The 4,732-nt window shown below is 59.2% G+C and carries 5 protein-coding genes; 1 reads left to right on the top strand and 4 read right to left on the bottom strand.

All coding sequences use genetic code 11. The features are described from left to right. The 3 genes from AB4043_RS15090 to AB4043_RS15080 all read right to left on the bottom strand — a co-directional run. Positions 1–760, bottom strand: a 760-nt coding sequence (locus AB4043_RS15090) for a lysophospholipid acyltransferase family protein (protein ID WP_442307409.1), incomplete at its 3' end; no start/stop codon positions are given. Continuing rightward, complete coding sequence (locus tag AB4043_RS15085) at positions 753–1,538, bottom strand: GNAT family N-acetyltransferase (RefSeq protein ID WP_442298855.1); 786 nt, start codon at positions 1,536–1,538, stop codon at positions 753–755. The genes AB4043_RS15090 and AB4043_RS15085, both read right to left, overlap by 8 nt. 275 nt (positions 1,539–1,813) lie before the next feature. Then, complete coding sequence (locus AB4043_RS15080; RefSeq protein ID WP_442307408.1) at positions 1,814–2,743, bottom strand: nuclease; 930 nt, start codon at positions 2,741–2,743, stop codon at positions 1,814–1,816. A gap of 115 nt (positions 2,744–2,858) precedes the next feature. Between AB4043_RS15080 and AB4043_RS15075 the strand changes: the two genes are divergently transcribed. Further along, positions 2,859–3,935, top strand: a complete 1,077-nt coding sequence (locus AB4043_RS15075; protein ID WP_442307407.1) for a 1,9-bis(guanidino)-5-aza-nonane synthase — start codon at positions 2,859–2,861, stop codon at positions 3,933–3,935. Positions 3,936–4,215: 280 nt separating this feature from the next. On the opposite strand, the gene AB4043_RS15070 is transcribed toward AB4043_RS15075, so the two are convergent. After that, positions 4,216–4,653, bottom strand: coding sequence for a nuclear transport factor 2 family protein (locus AB4043_RS15070; RefSeq protein ID WP_442298852.1), 438 nt, complete (start codon positions 4,651–4,653; stop codon positions 4,216–4,218). Positions 4,654–4,732 lie beyond the last annotated feature (79 nt).

Here is a 4,732-nt window from a genome sequence, read left to right as displayed (position 1 = left end):
CTGCAAGTTCTTCGTGCATGCCGCGCATGAGCGCTTCGCTTCTCCGCGCGGCATCCTTGCGGTCTTCGGTGCGGATCGCCACTGGTGAGTACTCCACCACGGCCTCAATCGTCTTTAGTGTGAACAGCTTCATCATGTGCGGGCCGAAGCTCATATTGCCCCAGTAGGCCACCTTCTGCCGCACCGCCTCACGTCCCTCGCCCGGAATCGCATAGCGGACGCAACACGTCCAGATCTCCGCCTCGGCCCTTACCGGCGCCTCAAAGAGCGATGTACGGAATGGTCGAATCTGCTCGCCATCCGAGCTGGTTCCCTCAGGGAAAAACAGCACCATCAATCCCTGCTCCATGCGCTCGTGCATCTGCGCAGCCACACTGGCCGTCGCCATCCGGTTCTCGCGATTCACGAAGATGGTGCCGGCAATGCGAGTTAACCAGCCGAAGACCGGCCAGTCTTTCACCTCTGCCTTTGAGACGAAGACCGTCGGCACAATCGAGCCCAACACCAGCACGTCGACATAGCCCATGTGGTTGCTCACGAGCAGACCATGCCGGGCCGGCTCACCGATGATGCGCACGCGCACACCGGCCATACGGACGACGAAGCGGCTCCACTTGCACATCCAAACCGCCCTGCCCCGTGCTGACTTATCCCTTTGCAGCGCCGCTTCAGTCAGCGCTACTACCGTCATTCCTGCCAGAAACAACAGACGCCGCAGCGCCCGCAACACACCTATCAACTCTCTCGTCCCTTCATCCAAACAGCCGTGCAGCCATTCTAGGATGAAGCCGTTCCAAATCCATAAGGGTAAGAAAATCGATGGTGCGGAATTCGCGGTCGATCGCCGGTTCTCCGCAGATCCGCGCCCCCAGCGCCAGGTAGCTGCGCAGCAGCTTGGGAGGCTGCTTGACCTCGGCCTCGTCTCCGGCGCGCTCCATGCGCAGTGCCGGAAGGGGAAGCGTCCGGAGAGGCTCCTCCACCTGGTACTCCTTCAGCCCGCGAAACACGCTCCAGCCTTCGGCCGCATCTTGTGAGTTCAACGAGCAGCAGCCGATCATCCAGCGCGCATCGCGCTCTTTGGCGTAGCGGGCAATTGCCTTCCACAGCAGATTCAGGACCTCAGGCAAGCGATGATCGCGATGAATGCAGGCCCGGCCCAGCTCGATTGTCCGCTCCCGCAGCGATTCATACGGGCTGAGATCGAATTCCTGTGCGCTGTAATATCCATGGGCCTGCAATGCGCGCAGGCCTGTCTGCAGCCGATAAGTGCCGATCACCGTTCCGCACTCGATACGCTCCACGACGATGTGGTCGCACACGTCATCGAAGCGGTCACGATCGTGGCCGGTGGCAAAGGCCTCTTCGCTTCCCTCGTTCAGCTCCAGGTTGAAAACGACAAAGCGCAGTCGATATACCGCCAGCCGATCAGCCTCAGTTACCGCCAGCCTTGCCCGGTAGGGCCCCACTTGCAACACAGCATCGCCCGGCGCCCATACAACCGGCTGCAAAGAAACCGGAGTCCGAACCGCAGTTGCCATCCTCACCTCGCCCTGATTGCTGCGTGAAGAGTGACACCATTCCGCGAAGAACCTGCAAATCTGCGGTCAACATCTGGTTCAGATCGTGTAAATACGCTGCAAATATGAAAAACGGGAGAGTCCAATGGACTCTCCCGTTCTATCGCCCACAATTCATTGGATCTAGATCATTTTTCCTGTTGCTGGGTATCCCGGAGGGATCGCGCAGCGGCGTTTTCATTGCGGAAAACGCCCAGAGATGCAGAATCCCTAGACTACACCTACAGGAAAATGATCTACGGACGATACGGTGGCACCGGGTCCGCACTGCGCACCCAGGCCGTGTAGATCATGTCCCGCAGCTCTRTCGCTCCCGCCGCCAGGCGATCGTCAATAAAGCTCCGCGCATCCGGCGTGCCCGAACCCATAAAGCCACCCGCCTTCTCCAACTGGTAGGTCTTCTCCACCATGGTCTGCGAGTGCCGCAGGTAGGCCACGTAATCGTCGAAGACGTCGCCCAGCAGCTTCGGCTCCTTGCTGACCAGCGGCGAGACCTCGGCGATCTTGATGTTCGCCTTGACGTACGTGCTCTCCATCAGGCCGTGGATCTTGTGYTCGGTGGTGTAACCGCTTGGGTTCGCCCCGGTCCAGCCGTTGTATTGGATCGACGTATGGTGCGGGTTGGAGCCGTCGCCGACATAGTGCCCAAGCCAGCCGGCGTAGAACAGAATTGCAGCCTCAACCGGCTTTGTATCCTTCTTCTCGGCCGACAATGTCCGGTAGGCCCGCATCGCCGCCTTCAGGCGCTCCCAGACCTCGGTGGTCACGTACGGTTGCAGACCAACCTTTTCGGGAGTCAGCGGAACATCCGGATGCTTCGACTGCGCCGCGGCCAGCCCGCGGATAAAGTCATAGCGCTTGCGCGGGAGCGGCCCAGCCAGATCAGCCCACTCCATGTCCATGAAGTGCTCAGGCGCCTGCGCGGCGTTCAGCTCGGGTTCGGTGGAGTCGCGCCAGCGATCGGGCTCCGGTCCCAGGTATTCCACCTCATTGATCGCTTCGGGCGTCTTCAGAAACGCCGGAACATCCGCCGGCAGGGCCTGTATCGCCAGCCGGTTAATCATCATGTGGCCTTCCAGCCCCCATCCAAACGTCGGCGGAGCCGCCATTAAAGGCAGCAACGCTACAGCCGCGCCAAAGCGCACCAAGGTCCGCAATCTTTGCATGGCGACGAGTATATCCGCCCCCACATTGCCCCGAAAGTCCAGGATTTTTCCGCCAACCGAAAATTCACGAAAACCCGCGCCGTTCCAGTGCAAAATTGATATCCTAGAGGTTGTTATGCCGACTAAAAAAGAGCTTCTGACCAACCCCATCCAGCACATCGACATCAAGCAGCACAACGTCGTTCCGCTGGTCGATGCCATGGCAAACATGGCCTATTCGTCGCGTGACCTCAACCGCGCCGCCAAGATCTACGAGATGATGCTGCAGGATAAGGACTGCGGCGTGATCCTCTGCCTCGCCGGCTCGCTCATCTCCGCCGGCCTGAAGCAGATCTTCGTTGACCTGATCCGCAACAACATGGTCGACGCCATCGTTTCCACCGGCGCCAACATTGTCGATCAGGACTTCTTCGAGGCCCTCGGCTTCAAACACTGGATCGCGAGCGAAGAGTACAAATACGGTGCCCACGATGCCGATCTCCGGGATCTGGCCATCGACCGTATCTACGACACCTTCATCGACGAAGACGAGCTCCGCATCTGCGACGACACCACCAAGATCATCGCCGACTCGCTCGAGCCCCGCGCCTACTCCTYGCGTGAGTTCATCCATGCCATGGGCGCCTACCTGGTGAAGAATGGAAAGACCCCGGCGAACGGCGGAGCCGACTCGATCGTGCTCGCGGCCTATGAGAAGAACGTGCCGATCTTCTGCCCGGCCTTCTCCGACTGCTCGGCCGGTTTCGGCTTGGTCGCTCATCAGCACCAACGCACCGCCGCCGGCAAGCCGGTGGTTGCCATCGACTCCGCCAAGGACTTCTACGAGCTGACCAAGATCAAGCTCGAGAATCCTGTAACCGGCCTGCTGATGGTCGGCGGCGGCGTTCCCAAGAACTTCGCCCAGGACATCGTTGTGGCCGCGGAAGTTCTGCTCGGCGACGATGCAGATGTGGCCATGCACAAGTACGCCATCCAGATCACCGTTGCCGACTCGCGCGACGGCGCCCTCTCCGGCTCCACGCTGAAGGAAGCTTCGAGCTGGGGCAAGGTCGACCTGGCTTGGGAGCAGATGGTCTACGCCGAGGCCACTATGGCTCTACCGCTCATCACCGGCTACGCCTTCCACAAAGAAGCCCACGCCGCCCGCACCGGCAAGAACTTCGCCACGATGCTCGAGCCGGTCACAGCGTAAGACAACATCCGCATCAACGAGAAAGGCCGGGCATACGCCCGGCCTTTCTTCTTATGTTCAGCAATGACATATTCGGGCTGCTATACATTCGTTGCCCCATTCTTCGCTGTAAGCGAAGGGTGGGGTTTCTCGCGAAGCGAGATCGTTTTGATCTTTGGCTGAAGGCGGACACCAAGTTTGTTCAATACGCTGAAAACGGTCGCGCACAGCGCGATACCCCACCCTTCGCGATACAACCGCGAAGAATGGGGCAACGAATATATCGGCTTCCCGACAGAGCTTACTTGCAATCTTTCTTCCCGGTATCCGCAATCCCTGCGATCATCCACGTCCCGTCTTTCTTCACCATGTTGAAGAGGTCGGTTCCGCAGTGATCGACCTTGCCGTCGACATAGAAGTCAAACGGAGCCCAGACAACCGCTAGATCGTTATCGATCCGGATCAGCGGGTCGTGGATCTTCTCTTCAATCTTCGTCGTTCCTGGTTTGCTCACACGCTCGGCGAACTGTTCAATCGTCATCTGTCCGGGCTTGCCGTTGCGCATCAATACCAGCGACCCACCGGGCAGAAACGAAGCCTTCATCGCGGCAGCATCGCGCGCCGAAAGACCAGCAAAGAAAGCCTGTACAGGAGCTAATACTGCATCCTCTTCGGGCGTGCCCGCCACCGCAGCCGAAGTCACCAGTAGACCTGCGCACAACAACGCAATCTTCTTCATGGCTGCAGATTCTAGAGCATTTTCCCTGTTGCTGGGTATCTGTGATGTTTCAAGAGGTTGTTGTCCATCCGTTTGTATC

The organism is Terriglobus sp. YAF25 (assembly GCF_052113305.1).
GTDB lineage: Bacteria > Acidobacteriota > Terriglobia > Terriglobales > Acidobacteriaceae > Terriglobus.
Note: the sequence above shows the minus strand (reverse complement) of the source record. Positions and strands in the feature narration are given on the sequence as shown.

Excerpts from the sequence above, each read along its gene's own strand:
- AB4043_RS15085 (WP_442298855.1), bottom strand. The coding sequence starts at position 1,538 with ATGGCAACTGCGGTTCGGACTCCGGTTTCTTTGCAGCCGGTTGTATGG.
- AB4043_RS15070 (WP_442298852.1), bottom strand. The coding sequence starts at position 4,653 with ATGAAGAAGATTGCGTTGTTGTGCGCAGGTCTACTGGTGACTTCGGCT.